Annotated in this window: 20 protein-coding genes, 1 tRNA gene and 1 pseudogene; 13 read left to right on the top strand and 9 right to left on the bottom strand. The window is 37.7% G+C overall.

Annotation, left to right across the window (positions count from 1 at the left end):
* Positions 1–51: 51 nt before the first annotated feature.
* The 3 genes from QF028_RS11645 to QF028_RS11635 form a co-directional block, all read right to left on the bottom strand.
* A complete protein-coding gene (locus QF028_RS11645) occupies positions 52–525 on the bottom strand; it encodes a hypothetical protein (protein WP_429465547.1) in 474 nt (157 codons plus the stop codon).
* 11 nt (positions 526–536) lie between these two features.
* Positions 537–1,541 carry a DUF3231 family protein gene (locus QF028_RS11640; RefSeq protein WP_429465545.1) on the bottom strand — a complete coding sequence of 335 codons (1,005 nt, stop codon included), beginning with the start codon at positions 1,539–1,541 and terminating at the stop codon, positions 537–539.
* A gap of 448 nt (positions 1,542–1,989) precedes the next feature.
* Positions 1,990–3,216, bottom strand: a complete 1,227-nt coding sequence (locus QF028_RS11635; RefSeq protein WP_429465543.1) for an IS110 family transposase — start codon at positions 3,214–3,216, stop codon at positions 1,990–1,992.
* A gap of 558 nt (positions 3,217–3,774) precedes the next feature.
* On the opposite strand from QF028_RS11635, the gene QF028_RS11630 reads away from it, so the two are divergent.
* The 3 genes from QF028_RS11630 (at position 3,775) to QF028_RS11620 (ending at position 4,796) form a co-directional block, all read left to right on the top strand.
* Positions 3,775–4,038, top strand: a complete 264-nt coding sequence (locus QF028_RS11630; protein ID WP_429465541.1) for a hypothetical protein — start codon at positions 3,775–3,777, stop codon at positions 4,036–4,038.
* 150 nt (positions 4,039–4,188) lie between these two features.
* The gene (locus QF028_RS11625; RefSeq protein ID WP_429465539.1) at positions 4,189–4,485 is read left to right on the top strand and encodes a hypothetical protein; all 297 of its coding nucleotides are present in this window, start codon (positions 4,189–4,191) and stop codon (positions 4,483–4,485) included.
* Between the two features lie 137 nt (positions 4,486–4,622).
* Entirely contained in the window at positions 4,623–4,796 is a 174-nt protein-coding gene (locus tag QF028_RS11620; RefSeq protein ID WP_429465537.1) for a hypothetical protein, read from the top strand.
* Positions 4,797–5,332: 536 nt separating this feature from the next.
* Here the strand turns inward: QF028_RS11620 and QF028_RS11615 are convergent.
* The gene (locus QF028_RS11615; RefSeq protein ID WP_429465535.1) at positions 5,333–6,607 is read right to left on the bottom strand and encodes an IS110 family transposase; all 1,275 of its coding nucleotides are present in this window, start codon (positions 6,605–6,607) and stop codon (positions 5,333–5,335) included.
* 746 nt (positions 6,608–7,353) lie between these two features.
* Here QF028_RS11615 and QF028_RS11610 point away from each other — a divergent pair.
* Positions 7,354–7,502, top strand: a pseudogene (locus QF028_RS11610) (IS3 family transposase); the annotation flags it as partial.
* A 40-nt stretch (positions 7,503–7,542) separates the two neighbouring features.
* On the opposite strand, the gene QF028_RS11605 reads toward QF028_RS11610, so the two are convergent.
* From QF028_RS11605 to QF028_RS11595, 3 genes are read right to left on the bottom strand one after another with little or no spacing between them, the layout of a single operon-like run.
* On the bottom strand, positions 7,543–8,382 hold the full coding sequence (locus QF028_RS11605) for a PRD domain-containing protein (RefSeq protein ID WP_429465533.1): 840 nt from the start codon (positions 8,380–8,382) through the stop codon (positions 7,543–7,545).
* A gap of 27 nt (positions 8,383–8,409) precedes the next feature.
* A complete protein-coding gene (locus QF028_RS11600; RefSeq protein ID WP_429465531.1) occupies positions 8,410–9,837 on the bottom strand; it encodes a glycoside hydrolase family 1 protein in 1,428 nt (475 codons plus the stop codon).
* Positions 9,749–11,701, bottom strand: a complete 1,953-nt coding sequence (locus tag QF028_RS11595; RefSeq protein ID WP_429465529.1) for a beta-glucoside-specific PTS transporter subunit IIABC — start codon at positions 11,699–11,701, stop codon at positions 9,749–9,751. Before QF028_RS11595 ends, QF028_RS11600 begins: the two co-directional genes overlap by 89 nt.
* A gap of 375 nt (positions 11,702–12,076) precedes the next feature.
* Between QF028_RS11595 and QF028_RS11590 the strand changes: the two genes are divergently transcribed.
* Entirely contained in the window at positions 12,077–12,343 is a 267-nt protein-coding gene (locus tag QF028_RS11590; protein WP_429465527.1) for a hypothetical protein, read from the top strand.
* Between the two features lie 454 nt (positions 12,344–12,797).
* Here QF028_RS11590 and QF028_RS11585 read toward each other — a convergent pair whose 3' ends face one another.
* The gene (locus tag QF028_RS11585; protein WP_429465525.1) at positions 12,798–13,190 is read right to left on the bottom strand and encodes a hypothetical protein; all 393 of its coding nucleotides are present in this window, start codon (positions 13,188–13,190) and stop codon (positions 12,798–12,800) included.
* 436 nt (positions 13,191–13,626) lie between these two features.
* On the opposite strand from QF028_RS11585, the gene QF028_RS11580 reads away from it, so the two are divergent.
* The 4 genes from QF028_RS11580 (at position 13,627) to QF028_RS11565 (ending at position 17,731) form a co-directional block, all read left to right on the top strand.
* Positions 13,627–14,747, top strand: a protein-coding gene (locus tag QF028_RS11580; protein ID WP_429465523.1) for an IS3 family transposase whose coding sequence is annotated in 2 segments (ribosomal slippage) — positions 13,627–13,876 and positions 13,876–14,747 — 1,122 coding nt in all. Because the reading frame shifts where the segments join, the coding sequence is not laid out codon by codon here.
* A 370-nt stretch (positions 14,748–15,117) separates the two neighbouring features.
* On the top strand, positions 15,118–16,392 hold the full coding sequence (locus QF028_RS11575; RefSeq protein WP_429465521.1) for an IS110 family transposase: 1,275 nt from the start codon (positions 15,118–15,120) through the stop codon (positions 16,390–16,392).
* Positions 16,393–16,878: 486 nt separating this feature from the next.
* Entirely contained in the window at positions 16,879–17,112 is a 234-nt protein-coding gene (locus tag QF028_RS11570) for a hypothetical protein (RefSeq protein WP_215007366.1), read from the top strand.
* Positions 17,113–17,503: 391 nt separating this feature from the next.
* A complete protein-coding gene (locus tag QF028_RS11565) occupies positions 17,504–17,731 on the top strand; it encodes a hypothetical protein (protein ID WP_429465519.1) in 228 nt (75 codons plus the stop codon).
* Between the two features lie 378 nt (positions 17,732–18,109).
* Here QF028_RS11565 and QF028_RS11560 read toward each other — a convergent pair whose 3' ends face one another.
* Positions 18,110–18,373: a hypothetical protein gene (locus tag QF028_RS11560; RefSeq protein WP_410889896.1), complete on the bottom strand. Its 264-nt coding sequence runs from the start codon at positions 18,371–18,373 to the stop codon at positions 18,110–18,112.
* A gap of 285 nt (positions 18,374–18,658) precedes the next feature.
* Here QF028_RS11560 and QF028_RS11555 point away from each other — a divergent pair, with 285 nt between their 5' ends.
* From QF028_RS11555 to QF028_RS11540, 4 genes are all read left to right on the top strand, one after another.
* Complete coding sequence (locus QF028_RS11555; RefSeq protein ID WP_429465517.1) at positions 18,659–18,811, top strand: hypothetical protein; 153 nt, start codon at positions 18,659–18,661, stop codon at positions 18,809–18,811.
* Between the two features lie 57 nt (positions 18,812–18,868).
* The gene (locus QF028_RS11550) at positions 18,869–19,447 is read left to right on the top strand and encodes a recombinase family protein (protein WP_429465515.1); all 579 of its coding nucleotides are present in this window, start codon (positions 18,869–18,871) and stop codon (positions 19,445–19,447) included.
* Complete coding sequence (locus QF028_RS11545) at positions 19,447–19,581, top strand: hypothetical protein (RefSeq protein WP_255286785.1); 135 nt, start codon at positions 19,447–19,449, stop codon at positions 19,579–19,581. The genes QF028_RS11550 and QF028_RS11545 overlap by 1 nt, the downstream gene beginning before the upstream one ends.
* A 15-nt stretch (positions 19,582–19,596) precedes the next feature.
* Positions 19,597–19,668: transfer RNA gene (locus QF028_RS11540), tRNA-Ala, on the top strand.
* The last annotated feature ends 256 nt before the right edge of the window (positions 19,669–19,924 follow it).

The following is a 19,924-nucleotide window of genomic DNA, read 5'->3' as shown; positions in this document are numbered from 1 at the left end:
ATGGGTGCATTAGTGGAAGATCAACTAAAGGAACATTACATTAGAAAACCATCAGATTTTATTGAATCTGATGGTTTTTTGAAAGATAGTTTTAAAAAATGTACCAATAAATAACCCAATAATTAAAAATAACATTGGTAACCAAACCGGTCCGAAGAGTATTCCCATTATCCTCAATGTCGGGGAATAGATTAGACCAACTGTTATAAAATAAGCAGAAAACACAAACGGCAAAAATGAAAAAGATTCTTTTCCACCGCCAGCATCTTTATAAGCATCCCACATGGCAAACATATATAAACAAGGGTAAAACATCAGCCATTGATAATTCGTTCTATCAATGGCTGATTGGATATGACCATGAAAGCTTAACATGATTACTTCGTTAAAATTTGATTGAATGTTAATTAATAATTCTAAAGAAATGAAAAGTAATCCTTTAAGAAACTTTGCATTTAAGATTTGAGAAAATCCTGGTAATGCAATACTCCAAAGGACGCTTTCAAGTTGATTTGTTTTCTTCATTTTATTTCCCTCTAAGTATTAGCTAATTTATCATGATCCACTAATTTTGGTGGTTGTTCCATCCAACCATAATCGATCATTATGTTTGCAGCGTCTTCTGTATATTTTAGAACTTCCCCTAATATTCGGAGGTAATTTGTAGATAAATCACGTCTAGAACTTGTTGACAAGCTTGTTCCGTAATATCCAATAGCGCCTGCGGCTAGTGCATTTACATGAAACATCATTAGTTTATCGGAAAAAGGGGAAACGGTTGAGTTTGAAACTTGGATATCCCAGGGCACGGAAGCAGGAAGATCATTTTCATTTAATACGGAACTATAAATATCAATATGCTTTGAAGCGATTTCTTTTCCTCTTGCTATAAAACGACCCACTTCTTTTGACTTTGCCACTTGACTGAAACCGGTGAACGTTGTCATAGCTAACACATTTCTTTGAAGATTAGCATACAGATTCGTTATTTCTAACGTAGTAAATGATCTTCTTTCTCCAAACCAACCAGTTAAGAAGCTCTGTTTTCGAATAAAATCAACCTTTTCAGGAATCGTAACATATGGTGCTCGTATATAGAGACCTTTAGATAGTAAAACATTTCCTGTTTTTTTGAGAAGATTCTTCGAATCATCAATACATTCTGAAAAATATTGAAATACATCAGAACGTGTTGCTAAAGACAACGAGATGCCATAAGCTTCTAACCCTATTGAACTCCATTGTTGAAGATAATAAAGAAAGTAAGGATCCGAAAATAATCGTGGAGCTGTAATATCGACATCTTCTTCTTTAAATCCGTATGGAATGGGAAATTTCTCTCTGTTAAAGATTAATATAAGTTTTTTTACGTGTGCGTGTGCTAACTCTAGTGCAAATTCTACTACAGGACGAATCTCAGGATCCTCTGCTTTTTCCAAAAAGTATGTAAGTACACAAATTGACAGGCTATCATTCATGTAGGCAGACCATAGCTGTGAAATTTCAGCAGACGTTAGTTTAATGTTATTTTCACTTTGCATAAGAGGCTTCCTCCATTAATTTGAAATGCAATCCTCATGTTATGTTTCCTAATACTGTAATAAATATTTATCCGTATTATGAATTCAAATATGATGAGAGAAAAAAGTCTTGAACACTTTTATTACAAAGTTAAGATTTCATGGAAAAATAAAAATTAAATTCCTAACCTTAAATCAAAGAAAAAGTCATATTCCGAATAAACATTTTTTATATACGAGATAATGAACAGTACGCCCTTATTATGGAATAAAAGCGTATTTGCTTGTTCAAATAACGGGTGCTTGAGTTCAACAATATTTGGCTGCTAAGGCAGCCTTTTTTCGTTGTTCCACTATCCTGAAAATAAAAACTGCAGTGGGGAATTTTAGGCAATACGAAACTAGACCCATTAAAATCCGTTAAAAAAAAGGATCTGGGCTCTTAATTTACAATGTATGTTGTCCTTCATTAGGCTATAGCTTCAACCGTTACTTTACAACCAAGGATCTCTAGTCGTTTAATAGATTGTTTGATCACTATTTCTTTTTTTCGTCGATCAAAGTAATCTGCACCTAACTCAACATAAAGTTGCCTTTTGTTTAACAAATGATAAACAATCGTTAAAATGGTATGTCCAACCGCAACTGCCGCACGTTTTTTTCCAATTCTTGCTGCCAAGCGCTGATATTGAGAAGAGAGATAAGTGTTTTTGGTTTTTGCCGCCGAATGTGCTGCTTCAACAAGTGCTGCTCGCAACTTTTTATTACCTTTTCTGGTTTTACCGGACTTTTTTTTCCCAGCACTTTCGTTATTACCTGGAACCATCCCAGCCCATGAACATAGATGGGCTGCCGTAGGAAATTGCTTCGCAATTTCTTTTCCTAGTCCTATTTCAGCCAAAAGTTGTTCCGCATGGCTTCTACCTATACCTGGAATTGAATCTAGTAATTCAATATCTTCTTCATATGGTTGCATGCGTTGTTGGACTTCTTCACTTAACATTTTGATTTGTTGATCCAAAAAGTCGATATGTGAAAGCTGAGTTTTTAACATCATCTTTTGATGGAGTCCGACGGATCCGAATAAGGCACGTTCCAAATCATCCTTTTTCTTTTTCATACTTCTTTTTGCCATTCCAGCTAATCCTTGAGGATCATCGATCCCATTGATGAGTCCCTCAATCATTGATCGTCCGGACACACCCATAATGTCTGTTGCAACGGAGGAAAGTTTGATATTAGCACCTTCCAACACTTTCTGAATTCTACTTATTTCTCTTGCTCTTTCTTCAATAAGACTTCGGCGGTATCGAACAAGTTCCCGTAATTCCCTTTGATCTCGATTCGGAATGTAGCTGTGTTGAAGAAGACCATGACGAAGCAATTTTGCGATCCATTCTGCATCTTTAACGTCGGTTTTACGTCCTGGGACAGCCTTGATGTGAGCAGCGTTGACCACCATGGGTTGAATGTCTTCTAATTCGAGAAGGTTGTATATTGGTTTCCAATAAACACCGGTACTTTCCATAGCAGCGTGAGAACAGCATTTACTTTTAATCCAATCTATTAATTGAATCAGATCGTGTGTCATCGTACCAAATGTTTGAATCTCCTTTCCTTTTGGAGTAATGGCACAAGCGGTAATGCTCTTCTTGTGAATATCTAATCCACAACATCGTTCATTAACAACATCCATTATTATTTTCCTTTCTACGGGCTGAAGTAAATTAGGCTGGTGCAACAACCATATAAGATTAATCTATCCTGCGTGCTTCCCGTGAGGGAGCGACAATTTGTGGTGCACCTGGTCGTTAAAAATCAGTCTACCATGCGGGCTCGAGGCACCATAGTTGAACGACCTACCTTCGCCAGCCTATAAAAAGGATTGACAGGTACAATGAAAACTAGACGGGATTATGAACCATTTTCATTCATTTGATGGTGCCGCAGTGCGGCATGGTTGTCTACCATGAAAATAAGTTTCTTCAAGATTAGAAAATGACATTACTTAAGAAGACCCTGCTCAATCGTTAAAAAAAAGAGGAGAGCGATAATTAATGAGTCTATGGATTAGGGTTGACTGGATTAAGGTCAGTATCAGTATTGACACTTCCTAACCATTTTCATTCTCTGTGGTGAAGCGCCGATTTTTGCGCTTCATGGATGGCTAACGGGCAGGATAGTGGAAGAAGAAAGAATAAAAAGTTGGTATCCATAAACACTAAAATATAAAAGAGATATGGAAGGTAATATAATGCAAAAGATTATAAAAGTAGTGTGCCTTTCTTTAATTTATTTGTTATTTATTTTGCGTTTTTTTACTAATGTTTTTGTAGGAAACCCAATTATAGCAATGCTTTTAGGGATACTCTTTCTACTGATAGGAATTGTTGAACGCAAACAAAACAATGCTATGTCTAAAGTTTATATGGGGGTATCAGGAATAGTTTTTCTATTAGCAGTTTTTATGCTTTTGTTTCCACATTCCCCTTTATTTAGTAAAGGCTTATTAAAGTAACGGGTGCTTGAGTTGTACAAGGGGTTGTTGCGGCAACCCTTTTTTTGTTCAACTAATGGGCAGTTTAGTTGAAGAAAAGCATTTCCAAAATATGAATAAATTGTTATAATTAGTGTAAAATTACACATTTATTAAAAAGGGGTGACATACTTGTCTTCAGGATTAGAAGGTCTACTCTACTTTGGAGTTATGGGAACAGTGTTCTTAATTAGCCTAACATTTGCGATTATTAGAATTAAAAAATCAAGTAACCTCATAAAAACAATGGCACAATTCATTGGTTTAAGTTTTTTGTTATATTCCTTAGCTTGTTTTTGGTGGTTTTACCAAGCAAGTGATGGGTTTAGTCAAGTGCTTGGTGGATTATTATACGGAATTGCTTTTGTTCTAAGTGGGTTATTAAACACTGGGGTAGTAATCTTTATAAAGAAAAAAATTAGCTTATAATTATATGTTTGTTCAGCTAACGGGGTGCTTTACTTCAATAAGGGGTAAGGCTTTTTTCTTGTTCAACTAAAGGACAGGTTACTTCAAGAAGGATTTTCTAAATAGAGTATAGAAAGGATTAAACAGGGAGTGGTTTTATGAACTATGAATATAAAGAGAAAGAAAAGAAAAATGGTCTATATGTTTCAATTAGGGATAAAGGTGAGAATTCATTATTAGAAGTAGAAAGAAAAGGGAATCAGGTAGAAATGGTAACATATGTACGTAACGAGAAAACGACCAAATTTACAATACCAGTGGAATTTTTTTGAAAAAATGTCCAAAGGAATGATTCAAGATTAACACAATGTGTTATTGCATTAACGGGGTACAATAGTTGTAGGTCGGGGCTGTCATTTAGGCAGCTTTTTTGTCTTATTGAGCTCCCTCAGTTAGATACGATTATCTCTCGAATACTCACTTATTCGCAGGATTTCAAATCACTTGTAATAATTTTAGGGGACTGAAGAAATGCGTTGTTAGCATTTAGGCTACATGAAGGCGTACTTAAATAAAGGAGGTAGTAATATCTCCATTAATTTCCATTATACTGTACGTTTCTCCACGCCACCCTTGGAGGTTTTCGCTCCCATGTCTCAACGGGTCAAATGCCCTTTCATTCCTTCGTCATACCTATCCAAGTGGTAGATGCCGGTCTTTCTAACGGAACGGGTCAGAGCCCTTATGCACAATAAATCCGGTCCTTCGTACTTTCTTTGAAATCCTACGAATAAGCCAATATTCGAAATGTATTAATGTATTAGCTTAGTTAATTTTCCTGTAATTAAAGATCTGTTGAAAAATTATATTAAGCAGCCATTGAAATAAAAGGTTGTACTTTTTCGGAACTATAAGATTCATTCTTTCTTGCCATTCCTACTAGAATTCTTGCGAATTTATTAATTAGTTTCATGATAGACTTCATTTTCTTCATTTTTTTTACCTTAACATTATTAGAATGGAGTTCTTTAAAATCTTTGTTGTTCATGACAAGGCTCATTGTGGCTAGGTACAAAAATCGTCTCAAACGGGACCTTCCTCGTTTTGAGAGGACAATTTGTCCTTTCCATTTACCTGAACTAGCCTCTGCTAAGTGTAACCCAGCATGGCGTAATAAAGAATTACCATGAGCGAAGCTACTGAGGTCTCCTGCTTCTCCTAAAATGCCGCCAAGTGCAATTTCGCTAATACCTTTAATGGCAAGCAATTTTCTAGCGAAAGGTATTTGTTTAAGAACTTCAGTGACTTCCTTTTCAACTCTTTCTAGCTGGGCTGTAGCCAAATCAAATTCTTCAAGTAATTGTTCCAGATGTAATTTATAAGCGTCCAGTGCTTGTGGTGTACCAACAGAATGGGCAGCTAATTCTATAAGTAGTTGTGCTTTTCTTAATCCAGCTTGTCGTTTCATTAAGGTTTTCCAGCCATTAACGATTTCCTGTGGTTTCATTGAACTAATTTCATGTGGGGTAGGGAATAAGCGAAGTGTAGCGATTGCCCCTTTACCTTTAACATCTTTGAACACTTGCCGAAGTTCTGGAAAAACAATATCTACCCAACGATTTATCTGATTTACAGCACTTACCAATCTTTTCACGGTCATGTCACGATTAGACATTAAGACTCGCAGTTTTTCAAAGGTTTCTGAGGAAGGGCGAATAAACGAATAGTAACCATTCTTCACCATATCAGCAATAACTAAGGCATCTTTTTTATCGCTTTTCGATTGAGTGTTATCTCGATTTTCCTTATTTCTTTTTACTAGGTGAGGGTTTACTGTTACGACTTCAATATTTCTTTCATAGAGCCATTTAGAAAGGTTTAACCAGTAATGTCCGGTGGGTTCCATTCCAACGATCGTTGTATCTAAGCCCTTTAAGGCTTTTAAACGGTTAATCCATTGTATCAATCTAGCAAATCCATCTTCATTATTTTCGAAAGTTAGAGGGTCACCAATAACAATTCCACGGAAGTTAACAGCACGAGCAACGTGAAACTGTTGAGCTATATCAATTCCGACAATAAGATGTCTGATCGAAATTCTTTCAATTAGTTGATTTTGTTTGTCTTGCATTTTAAACTTCATAGTAGAGCTTCCTCCTAAAAGATGATTTTGTGTTGTGTGTGTATAATCATCTTACTGAGGGGCTCTATTTTTTTCAAACGTGAAAAATAGCTCTCTACAGGAATTCTAAAGGGCAGACGGCGGTATCAAACTCTGAATAGGAATTTGGCAAAGTTTAATCAATTTTGATTTCAGTAACGAATAATAGCCCTTATGGTACAACTATAAGCAAGGGCTTTTTTTGGCATGATTTAATTCGAAGCGGTGGAAAAAACTATTATTATCATGATTGCTAACACAAAATAACCAAATCCAATCTCTTTATTTTTGTCTCCTAATATTTTACATAGCAGACTTTCAATCAATTGGTTAAGAATTAGTAAAGCAATAAATAAAGGAATAAGTATCAATGGGTTATTTCTCACGAGATTATTATCGAAAAACTGAATTGCCATAAAAACAAAAATATAAGATATTAATCCACTAATATTTCTGGAACCACGTTTAAAAAGCCATCTAACGAACTGTTTTATTTGATTCAAAAGACAAACCTCATTTCGACTATTCTGAATTTATTAATATTTGTATTTTTTTATTAACTCATTTCCATGAAAGAGGATATACCTTCCAGGTAACTGCCTGTTCCCCATGCCTTATTTCGATGCGGAAAGATTATGCACGAACTGTAAAAAGTAAGAGTGATTTAATGGATGAGCGTGTACTTAAAAAGTTTGAAATAGAACGCTTCTTTTGGGAGGCTTAATTTTCAAGAGTTCAAGAGCATGGATCATTTCATTGAGGAGTAAAGAGCTACATGACGTATTATAACCACAAACGAATCAAGGCAAAGTTAAAGGGCATGAGTCCGGTTCAATACGGATTCATGCCCAGAAAGCTGCTTGATATTTGTGTCTAACTTTTTGGGTTCAGATCAACGAGGTCTCTTTTTTGGGTAATTAGGTTTCATTGGTTGTAAATCGGACGAGGTGAATAATTAGATAAAAGACTTCTTCGTTGGTACTGTATTTGCCAGTCATGCTTTCGCAGTAGGTAGCGATGGATTGGGCGCATTTGAATTCGTTTGGATATTTGGTTTTGTGGTGTTCGTATAGGAATGAGTCCTTGGAATTCAGTTGTTTGTTGTCGAAGATTCGTCGGATAAAGTATTGCAGGTGGGTGACGAATCGGTTGTATCGCATGGATTGGTGGTCGAGTTGGACGTTTAGTTGGTACCGTACGATGTTGAGTATATCTTTGATCATAGTGATCGCGAGTACGGTGTTTTCAAAGTTTTCTTCCTCGTTTTTGGCGTTGACGAGGTGAAAGGCGATATTGCCGGCTTCTTCTTCGGGTAAGTTGATGTGCAGGTGCTCGTTTAGGTGTGTGATGACGATCATGCCTGCTGCGTACTCTTCCGGGTAGTGAATGCGTACGTCGTTTAAGAGTTTGTTTTGTAAGATTACGCCTTTTTCGACGCGTTCGATGGCGAAGGCGATGTGGTCAAGCAGCATTAGGAAGTAGCGGTCGTCGAGTTCGTTACGCCAAGCGGATTTCATTTCTTCGAGTGCGCTATTGATTGTGTCCAAGTAGTCTCGTGGGATGCTTTCGAGTAGGTGGACGTATTCTTGTTTTGTGCGCTGATCGTTTGGCGTGAAGATTTTTTCGACAGAGCTTTCCTGAATGAGGTCGCCTTCTTTGCTATTGAAGCCAAGTCCTTTTCCCATAACAATGATTTCTTGTCCGTTTTCATCGCTTGAGAGCACAAGGCTGTTATTTAATACTTTTTCTACCTTCATTAATCATCACCATCTTTATCGTGACATTTACGTGCGTTGGCATAGCCTTTCACTTCCGTTGGATGTAATGACATGTTGATACCAGTAAAAACTGTCTTTTTTGATTCGGCTCATGTCTTTTAAGTCAAATTCTCCTCGGTTTACATAAATGAATCCGTATCGTTTGGCGTAGCCTTGGTGCGTGCTGACAACGTCCATCGCAGCCCATGGGCAGTAACCGAACACTTCAACGCCGTCAGAAAGAGCCCATTGAATTTGTTCAAGATGTGCTTGAATAAAGTCAATTCGGTAATCGTCGTGAACAGCGCCATCTTCTGTGAGTTCATCGGGTGCGCCGATGCCGTTTTCGGTAATGATGATCGGCAACTGGTACCGTTCGTATACTTTTCTCAGGGTGAGGCGTAAGCCAACCGGATCGATGACCCAGCCGTATTTTGTTTTATCGACGTATGGATTTTCCTCTGGTCGATAGACGCCGGGTTCGCCTAGCATAATTTGCTGGTCACCAGCTCGTGGGCTTACGTCACTTGCGTCTCCCGTACTCTCTGCAATCGTTGCGGTTGAATAATAATTGATGGCAATAAAATCAGGTTGCCCTTGTTGGATTTCAAGCAAGTCGCCTTCTTCAATCGCAGGTGTCCAGCCGCGCTCTTCTAGGTAACTCCATAATAATCGATTGTACCGTCCGTGTACAGCAAGATCGAGAAAACTCCAGCCGCGGAGCGTTTCCCAGTTATGAGCAGCAATCGCGTCTGCTGGTTTGCTGGTTGCTTGGTACATGGATGTCATGTTTAGTGCTGGTCCGATTTTTGCATGTGGACAGAGTTCATGGCAGAGTGACATCGCTTTTCCTTGCGCAACGAGCATATGGTGGTTTTGCTGATAGAGCTCTTTTTTGGATGGCAACGATCCGCCTTTTGGAATGCCGACTGCGCCAGGATGTAAAATAAGCGTGTTTTGTTCATTGATCGTGAGCCAGTGCGTGACTTTGCCGCCAAAGCGTTCAAATAAAATACGGGCATAGTTCGCGAAGGCATCGATCGTCTCGCGGTTGTTCCATCCGCCTTTTTCTTCAAGTGCATACGGGAGGTCAAAATGGTACAGTGTGACGATGGGTTCGATTCCGTAATGAAGCAATTCGTCGATAACACGCTCGTAGTGGACGAGTCCTTTTTCATTAATGGTGCCGGTGCCTTCTGGTAAAATGCGCGTCCAAGCGATGGAAAAACGGTACGCTTTTAGTCCGAGCTCATGGAACAGTTTGATGTCTTCTTTGTAGTGATTGTAGTGGTCGCTCGCTACGGTGAAGCCGGCGGTGCCTTCTGGATGATCCATCATATCAATGACGGATTTTCCTTTGCCTTCTTCATTCCAAGCACCTTCGGCTTGATAAGCAGATGTGGAAGCCCCCCAAAGGAAATCCTTTGGGAATGGCTTCAGGTTTGTGTAATGCATGATTTATGCCTCCAGTTTCGTAATGTGTATCAATGGTTCGCCTGAAGAAATGCGTTTTTCCTGTAATTAGATTCAATGCGTTAAATTCGTCATGGTTAGTGATGATGATCGGTGTGACAGTTTCATATCCTTTTGCCTGAATGGCTTGACGGTCAAACGTGACAAGTTTATCACCCTGTTCTACGTGGTCTCCTTGTTTTACGTGCGTCTCAAAGTATTCCCCTTTTAGACTGACGGTGTCAATCCCCACGTGGATCAATAATTCAATGCCATTGTCGCTTCGAAGACCAACGGCGTGCTTGGATTCCATCATTGTCACGATCTCACCGGCAAACGGTGCTTTCACTTCATTTTGATCCGGTAGAATCGCAATTCCTTTTCCAATAAGTTCATTTGAAAAGACATGATCGTTTACAGTGTTTAGCGGAATGACTTTTCCGGATAGCGGGCTAGCGATGACCTCTGTTTGGTTCGTTGTTTCCGTTTTTGCATGTGTTTGTGTTATTTCTACTACTGGATCCTCAAAGCCTAAAATCCATGTTGCGGCAAATGCGACAACAAACGCAATGGCAATGGTAATGAGTGCGTGTACGATATTCATTGGATTCTCCCCGATAAAGGCAGGGATAGCCGCAAGTCCTGGTGAAACGAATGCGTAGCGGACAAGACCAGAAAGACCGGCATAAATTCCCCCACATGCCCCACCAATCATCGCCGCGATTAATGGTTTCTTTAATTTAAGCGTAACACCGTAAAGCGAAGGCTCTGTAATCCCAATTAAGGCAGTGAAACCAGCAGAACCAGCTAATTGTTTTAGCTCTTTGTTTTTTGTTTTCATCGCAACCGCAAGCGTAGCGGCACCTTGTGCGATGTTGGATGCAAGCATTCCTGGTCCATTAATCATTTCTTCTCCATTATTGGATAGCTGCGTTGTAGCAATAGGGGTCATTGCCCAAGCAGTTCCAGTGATAATTAGGAACGGCTGTAGTCCACCCATCAGCATTGGGATTAACCAGCTTGCACGGTTGTTGATTGTATCAGCGCCAAGGGCAACGAGATCATTTAAATACGTGCCGATTGGTCCAATGACGACTAACGCGAGAGGAGCGGTAATGATTAGGATTAACATTGGTTTCAAAAAGAACTTAATAATCGATGGTGAAACACGTTCCGCAAAGCGTTCAATATACGACATAATCCATACGGTAATAATTATCGGTAAAACAGAACCAGCATAATCCGTTAAGCGCACTGGTACGCCCATAAAGAAAAGGGCTTCTTTAGAGGCTAAAACCGATGACCAGTTCGGGTGTAGTAACACGCCTGCGATGGTCATGGATAACACCGGATTGGTTCCGAACTTAATCGATGCTCCGTATGCAAGTAGTACAGGCATAAAGAAGAATGCTGCATCCGCGACAGTGTTTAAGATAAAGAAGGTTTGGCTTTCATCGGTTAATACGCCTGTTAACACAAGCACCGCCAACACGGCTTTGATCATCCCGGCACCAATAATGGCAGGGATAAATGGTGCGAATGTGGTAGAGATGACGCTAATTAAACGAGAAATGACGCTCTTTTTTTCTTTTTTGACGGTATTAGCATTTCCACTCGGTTGCTCGCCCATTTCTTTTTTGATGGCACGGAAGGCTTGTTGGACTTCGTTTCCTACGATGACTTGGAATTGTCCGCCTTTATTGACGACTGAGATGACGCCCGGTAACTTTTCGATTTTAGCGGCTTCGACTTTAGAAGAGTCATAGAATTCAAATCGAAGTCGGGTCGCACAATGGGTTATCATCGCTACATTTTCTTTTCCACCTACAAGTTTTAATATGTCTTTGCCTAGCTGTTTATAATCCATATCTTCATCCCCTTTACGCATTACTGATATAAGTAAACATAAAAAAGACCAAAATAAGATGCACCTATCCCGTTAAGAAATAGAGCAAATTATTTTGGTCTTGCCTGCTTTACCAGTAACACGCCAATTTAATTTGTTGATTATAATGAAACGCTTACAAAAATATTATCATAACTATTTGTGTATTACAAGAGTTTTTCAAAAAAAGGTAGCATATCAAAGCCACCGTTTTTGTTTGCTATTATTTTTATATTTATCATTCATCACAAGCAGTTAATGAAAGTTCAATAACTTCGTGGGTCTATTTCACACAATTTAAACGAAGCTACACCAGTCTATCAATATGGGAATTCACCTTCTGAAAAGCAAAATTGGATGTTGATTGATTTAGGTTATGATTTAAACAGCACTAATTGGTATGTACAAATAGAATCAAAAAAACTGTTTGCTTTTATCCCTTTTATTTCATTTATTGGTTTTGCTATTTATGCAACGTTGTTCACGATTTGGGCAACAATTAATGCTTATCATCATAGACGATTAAATGCTGGTTGGGTTCTTTCTTTTGCTATATTAAATGTTGTAGGTTATCTTCTTTATTTTTTAGTTGGAAACAGGGTTCAAACAAAAACAATTAGTTGATTTCTTCTTGAACTCTCCCATGAAAATTCAAAAAGCTAAAAATCTAAAAAAGAGCATAACAAAATAGACTCAGAAAATAGCTTTTTTAAAAAAAGGCTGAGCCTTTAGATAAGTAAATCATATATTCAATTTGTGTAAATAAAATTAGCGGATCATTCCTTCAAGTGGTATAAAAAAGGCTTGGCTGGTGCAACAACCAGAAAAGGGTTAATCTCCCATACGTGCTACCCATATAGGGTGCGACAGTCAGTGGTGCACCGTGGTCGTTGGAGTCAGACTAACGGATGGGCTCAAAGGCACCATAGTTCAAAGACCTTCTTCGCCAGCATTAAACAGTATAGACGTTCTTAACCATTTTCATTCTCTGTGGTGAAGGCGCTGATTTTTGCGCTTCATGGATGGCTAACGGGTGCAATAGTCCTCATTTGGTAAAAAGCTCCCACTTGGGAGCTTTTTATGAAAGACCATTCCGGTCATCCCAGCAAATGACGCCTGGTATTACATTTTGGATCGCTTTAACAGGTACTCTAATGAACAAAGAATGTCCTTTCCCCTGTGAATTTGGGTAATAAGGTAGAGATCCGTTGATAACAGCAGAGATGAGCAGGGAAGCGTGAGGAACCCAGACCCATCTTTTAAGGTCTGTTTTATTTGGATCTATAATTAGTGTCAGGAACGATTGAGCACAAAACTTAAAAAATTCTGATGGTTCTGCATAGTCGTTTAGTACTCGGATACTTAAATACGTACTGTCGAGGGTAGCGAAGCGTTCCTGAACCGTGTGAAGAGATGGCGCAGAAATGCCACAAAATTTGGATCGAACTTTCACCAATGTGTCAATTGCCATTTCATAATCCAAAATTTGATTACGTGTATTTAACGCCGTTTTTTTCTTTACTTCCTCCAACTTTACCTGGAAATACACAAAATCGTTTTATACGCCCTGATCAGGCGCTTTTATTTTTAGGTTGTGAAAGATTACACTTAAACTAACGTAAGCAGGTTAGTTTAATAAGAATAACGAGGAAAATAATACCAAATACCAAATCCTGTGCTATTATGAATATAAGATGGTAGACAATGTAGTAGGATGTGTTGGAAATGATTGAGTATAAAAATGGTAAAGAATATTGGGACGGAACCGAGTGTGATCGAAATTTTGTATTTCGTACATTAGCAGATATGTATCCTCAAGATTATGAGAGATGGATAGGTTACAGTTAACTGGACAGAAATATTAAGGTCAAGTAGACTACAGTTACTATTACTGAGGAGAATCTATTATGACCAAAAGAGAGCGAAGAAAGTTCACAGAAGAATTCAAGAATCAGATGGTTCAGCTTTATTTGAACGGCAAGCCTAGACAAGAAATTATTCGTGAATATGAATTGACCCCTTCATCACTGGATAAGTGGGTGGGTCAAAGTCAGACAAGTGGATCATTCAAAGAAAAAGACAATCAAACACCGGAAGAAACGGAACTGATTAAACTCCGTAAGGAAAACAAGCAGTTACTGATGGAGAACGACATTTTAAAGCAAGCAGCGCTGATACTAGGACGAAAGTAAATGTGATTCGAAATAACCAACACAAATACTCGATATCAGCAATGTGCAAAGTCCTTCAACTTCACAGAAGCACTTATTATTACGAAGCGAAAGAAAGAGCAAATGAGGATGATATTACCTCCGACGTTATCGAGATTTTTCAAGCGAGCCGTCAAAATTATGGAACTCGCAAAATCAAAGTAGAATTAAAAAAACGTGGACTCATCGTTTCTAGACGAAGAATTGGGCGAATTATGAAAGAGCATGGTCTTGTCTCTTCTTACACCGTAGCTCAATTTAAGCCTCACACGAAATCATGTAATGAATCAGAACAGAAGAACGAACTAAACCGCGAGTTTAACCAGGAAGAAGAAATGACAGCGATAGTAAGCGATTTGACATACGTAAGAGTCAATCAAAAATGGCACTATGTATGTGTATTCGTCGACCTCTTTAATCGGGAAATCGTAGGCTGCAGTGCAGGTCCAAATAAAGATGCATTACTCGTCTATCGAGCATTCGCCTCCATGAAAGGGGACCTCCGTAAAATACAGCTTTTTCATACGGATCGTGGAAATGAGTTCAAAAATAAACTGATTGACGATGCTTTAGAGACGTTTGAAATTCAACGATCATTAAGCATGAAGGGCTGCCCGTATGACAATGCCGTAGCTGAAGCAACGTACAAAATCATTAAAACAGAGTTTGTTAAAGGACGACATTTTGATAGTTTAGAAGAATTAACAAGGGAATTACATGACTATGTCCACTGGTTTAATCACATACGAATTCACGGAACACTTGGTTATGTAAGTCCTGTTGATTATAAACTTGAACACCTTAATAAAGTTGTCTAGTTTAGTGTTGACAATCCAAGATATATGAAAGAATCAATAGAGTTCAAGAAAAAACATACAGTTCTACACTGCTCTAGTTGTCATTATGAATGGGTACATAAAGAAATCCGTATATCTAACGCTCAATGTCCTTCCTGCAAATCGAAGGATCTTCAAAGATTGTAAAGTCTTTAGGTGATTTTTAAACAAAATAGGAAGCAAGTGGTAAGGAAGCGGCTGCCATTGTAGCGGCTTTTTCTTATTTTGCTAACGGGGCAGGTTAGCATTCCTGTAGATCGTTAAATATCAGGTTTGAAAAAAATAGAGCCCCTCAGTAAGATACGAGTATAGAGACCAATCTAACTCAAAGTCTTAAGGAGGAAGCCCTACTATGAATTTTAAAATGCAAGACAAACAAAATCAACTAATCGAAAGAATTTCCGATACACATCTTATTGTTGGTGTGGATATCGCTCAACAATTACACGTTGCAAGAGCAGTTAACTTCCGTGGAATTGTAGTGGGAGACCCTATTACATTTGAAAATAATGAAGAGGGGTTTGTTAAACTACTAAACTGGATTCATGATTTAAAAAGATTAAAAAACTTAGATGCAGCAATAGTAGGTATGGAGCCTACAGGCCATTACTGGATTAACCTTTCAAAATGGTTATTTAACCAAAAAATTGAGGTAGCAACTGTCAATCCTCACTTAGTAAAAAGGAATAAAGAGAATCGTGATAATACTCAATCTAAGAGTGATAAAAAAGATGCATTAGTTATCGCAGATATGGTCAAAAACGGATACTATTCTTTTATTCGCCCATCCTCAGAATCATTTGAGAAACTTAGAGTTCTTATGTCTAACCGTGATGTGATTGTAAAACGTCTTGTAATGTCTCTAAATCAAATAAATCGATGGGTGGATATTGTCTTTCCAGAGCTGCGACAAGTGTTTAACGATGTTTCGTGCAAAGGAGCCATCGCAACCCTTCGTTTGTTTCCAACTCCAGATGAAATATCTTCAATGGAGTCACTAGATGTCCAGAGGGGATGGAAGTCATTAATGAAAAGACAACCAGGACCTAAAAAAGCTCAATTATTGATCAACCTAGCAAAAACTTCTATTGGAACTGGACAAGCTCTTGATGCTTATAAATTCCACCTAGAACAATTATTAGAAGAATATGACCTCGCTATAAAACAACTCGAAAGAGTTGAACAACAAGTTAAAGAAGTTCTCAATAAAATACCATTTGCAAAAAAACTACTTATGATTAAAGGAATAAGTGAAATTTCATTAGCTGGGATACTAGGTGAGTCAGGTGATCTAAGTGGATTCTCTCACGGAAACTCTCTATTACGTCATGCAGGATTACATCTAGCTGAAGCAAGTTCTGGAAAGTGGAAAGGTCAGATTGTTATTTCGAAGCGTGGAAGGTCAAGACTACGACGTTTCCTATACTTAGCAACCATGAGCCTTGTGATGAATAATCCTGAATTTAAAGCAATGCATTCCCATAATGTGAAGGTTAAGAAGCTAAAGAAAATGAAATCAATAATGAAACTGATAGGTAAATTAGCAAGGATTTTTGTAGGAATAGCACGACGAAACGAGTCTTACTGTCCAAATAAAATAAAAGAATTAATCCCTTTAGCAGCCTAGAAATAAATCATTAGTTTATAATATGTATCAATTAAAATAGTTAACCTTAATTTTGAATGTTGTCTTATTCGTAGGATTTCAAATATGTACGGAGTACCAGGTTTGTTCAACAAAAGGGCACTGCGACCCATCAGGTTAGCATAACTGGCCTCCACCCCTTGGATAGGCATGACGAAGGAATGAGAGGGCAATTGACCCGTTGAGACATGGGAGGGAAAGCCTCCAGGGGCGGCGTGGAGATGTACATTATATGGTAAAATATGGAGTATTAGCTAACTCCTTTATTTAACTATGCCTTCACGAAGCCAAAATGATCTGATCTCATTTCAATGACCCGTAAATTCAATTACAAGGGTTATGAAATCCTGCGAATAAGTGAGCATTCGAGAGATATTCGTATCAAACTGAGGGAGTTAAAGAAGGAATATTCAATACTCTAAACGAATGATACAATATATCTATCCGTTTTTATTTGGAGGGAACTGATTGTTTCGTAAAATGACTTCAAAAAAGGAATTTTTGTATCTAGGTGTTGTGGTAGGTATATCAGTAGGGCTGTTTTCTGTAACACATTCTATAATATGGCTTTATTTAATGGCTTTATTGATTTTTTTACAAGGCTTTATTTTTGGAAAACCAACAAAGAAGGATATTATAGTAGACGGTGTTGGATTAGTATTGCTAATCCTGGTTTTTACAATTGGACAACATTCCTTCTAAAAAAGTTATATAAACAAAAAGAGAAATATATAATAGTGTACTTAAAGTAACGGGTACAAAAGTACAAATTGGGTTGCTACGGCAGCCCTTTTCTTGTTCCACTAACGTGGCAGGATAGTTGAAGAAGAAGTCGGGAACTTTAATGGAAAATATTTAACAAATGTAGTACAAAAGAGGTAATAGTATGGGGCAAATAAGGTTACTGATTTCAGCAATTTTATCTTTGATTGTATCAATTTTGAATTTTACAGACCACAGATATGTATACGGTACATCTGGAGCAATTATTTTTGTTTTTGTGGTAATTGAACTGATAAAACAATTAAGAAGCAAAACTAAAAGATAAGTTCATAAGCTAACGGGTGCGATGGTAAAAAACAATGGAGGACTTATGAAAATAGAAGAAAAAGATGACCTAGTTATTATAGATGGATTTGAAATAGAAGGTTTTATTGATAAATCACAACGTTGTTCTATTTGTAATTTCAACTTGGTGTACTATGAAGATTTTGATGCTTATTTTTGCCCGCATTGTAACTATTGGACTGAATCTCAATGCAGTGACCCAAACTGTCATTATTGTCCTAACCGACCTGAAAAACCTTTACCAGTCAAATAAAGTTCTTGAACTAACGGGGTGCTTTATTAAAACAAAAATGAACTGCTGAAGAACATCAACACTAATATACTTTTTGTATTAGTTAGTCTCGTTCAAAGATAACTGCTGTTACTGTTTCTCAAGTACAATCACATAAAATTTAGAGTAACGCTAGAACAACTAAATTTATTCAATTAGGCTTTGCACTTTTTGTTTTTGTAATTAGTCTTGGACAAACAACATTAATTTTAACAAAAATGAAATCTCAAAAGAAATCTAGACAAACATTTTACATATAAGCTGAGTGTTTCCTCAAAAGTAATGGAAATGTTACCAAATTGTCCCTGTCCATTAACTAAACTGTAAACAAGCAATGTTATATTTATTACGGTCCTAGATCTACCAATCTCTAACGAATGACATAGTTGTAAACCCTAGCAAAAAGCCCGGTTTTCCTATTCCTAGATACCGGGCTTTTTGACGTTTGCTCTCACAATATGCAAACTTAATCAGTTTTTTTGCTTTTAATATCATCAAGTTCTCTTTAAGTTTTTCAAGTTCATTTTTGAGATCTAAATTTTGTAGCTTTGATCCATAAAGTCGTTCAAACAAACATCCTGATACCCAAGCCTGTTTGTCAAATCCAGCATCAAAAAAACTCAATTGTCACTTTTTCTAATTCAACTTTTTTCGCCAAGTGATTTCCCCCTAAAATTTCTAAAATATGCACTGTATTATTTTTCCATCAAAAATGGTGGATTTCAAGGGGGAGGTAAAAATATTTTTTCTACTGTTCCAAAAAGTCTACCCCGTGAAACGAATTGTCTGATAATTTAAGAGGACGCAAGATTAATATTTTAGCGTGTCCCAAAAAGGTTGTTCCAAAACTTAAGCGGATAGGATACAATTTTGTAGTATAAGAGATTACATAAAAGGAAGGAAACGTCAATGAAGAAGAAGAAGAAAAGAGTTATAACATTATTGTGTGTAGGGCTCACCATAGGGGCTATTGTATGGGTGGCTAGTGTGGCCCATGAACTTAAAAGTATGATTACAGATTTGAATATTGATTATTATGGTGATAACTATAAATCTAAATAGGAAATAAGGAAAGGCAGCATGAACAAGGTAGAGTAAGTGAAACATGGGGGGAAGAAAATGATTTACGGATATGCTAGGGTCAGTTCCAAGGATCAGAATTTGGACACTCAGTTTGCAGCCCTTTCTAAATTCGGAGTCGATGAAATTGTACACGAAAAAATTTCTGGTGTATCCAAACAAAGACCAGAATTAGACAAGCTATTAGACAAGTTGGAATCTGGAGACACGATTGTAGTAATCCGGATGGACCGATTAGGAAGAAGCTCCAGACAACTAATAGAATTGGTTGAGGATTTTGAAGCTAGGAATATTAATCTTGTGATTCTTGATATGAACATAGATACCAGGACGCCAACAGGAAAGTTCTTTTTAACAATCATGGCTGGCTTTGCTGAAATGGAAAGGACCATTTTAAAAGAGAAACAGCGGAATGGAATCGAGATTGCTAAAAGTAAAGGTGTTTATGAAGGAAGACCGAAGAAATACCACAAGAAACACGCTGGTCTTAAACACGCCATTGAGCTTTATAAATTGAACAAATACACGGTTAAAGAAATCACGGGAATGACTTCCGTCTCTAGATCTGCCTTGTATCGTGCTTTGAAGGAACAGGAAGAAAAGGTGCCGGTATTATAATGGACCATATTTGGAATGGTTTAAAAGAATGGGAAAGCATTTGGGAAGAACAGTTGCAAGCTGACAAGAATGGACCAGAGCATGAACATAAACAGCATAATCCTGTCTTCCCGACCAGTCGAACTGGATATTAACACTATGGGGCCTTGGGGCCTTAGCTCAGCTGGGAGAGCACCTGCTTTGCACGCAGGAGGTCAGCGGTTCGAATCCTCTAAGGCGCGTAAATGTAAAATTGGATAAAGATAACGAAAATAAGCCCACTCGTTAATGAGTAGGCTTTTATTGTTTTAATGCTGTAGCTTTAAAATAAAGTTTGATTAAATTCCTGTATTAATTAGAGTTTTTCTTTTTATGTTCTTACCGATGTTGTAAGGTAATGGTGAATAGATTGTGAATATTTTCACTTAAACTAACTGGGCAGGTTAGCATTCCTGTAGATCGTTAAATATCAGGTTTGAAAAAAATAGAGCCCCTCAG

It is taken from the genome of Neobacillus sp. B4I6 (genome assembly GCF_050434045.1).
GTDB lineage: Bacteria > Bacillota > Bacilli > Bacillales > Cytobacillaceae > Neobacillus.
This window is presented reverse-complemented; position numbering and strand designations above follow the sequence as displayed.